Genomic DNA, 391 nt, shown 5'->3' on the forward strand with positions numbered 1-391 from the left:
GTATGTTCAGAGTGATGAAAACACGCTTCCTAAAGTTAATAAAGTTTCTAAAACCGAAGCCCAGACGTTTGATGTCTTTGATAAGCTTATTGGTCCCCTCCAATTTTGCATTTGAGTAATGTGTTTCTAGTGCGTTTTTGATGTATGGTTTATGTCTAAGGAAGGTCCTAAAGACAGTTTTGAAGTAATAATTGACCTTGCTTATATTCTCCTCTATGAGCTCAAAAAACTCATCTACCCTCTTCTCTTGAAAGTGAAACAGCAAGAGCTGATAGAGGTTATAATAATTAGCGAATTCTTCTGAAAAGTCTAGTGTCTTCCTAACGACTTCATGTGGACTTAAGGTTTGACCAAAGGTCTTCGAGTGAAATGATTTACAAGATAACTTACG

At 36.3% G+C, this 391-nt stretch carries 1 protein-coding gene; it reads right to left on the bottom strand.

Going from position 1 to position 391, the window contains the following annotated elements; genetic code table 11:
• Positions 1-391, bottom strand: a 391-nt coding sequence (locus ADF62_RS10115) for an ISL3 family transposase (RefSeq protein WP_049532306.1), incomplete at both ends; no start/stop codon positions are given.

The organism is Streptococcus sp. 1004_SSPC (genome assembly GCF_001069025.1).
GTDB classification, from domain to species: domain Bacteria; phylum Bacillota; class Bacilli; order Lactobacillales; family Streptococcaceae; genus Streptococcus; species Streptococcus vestibularis.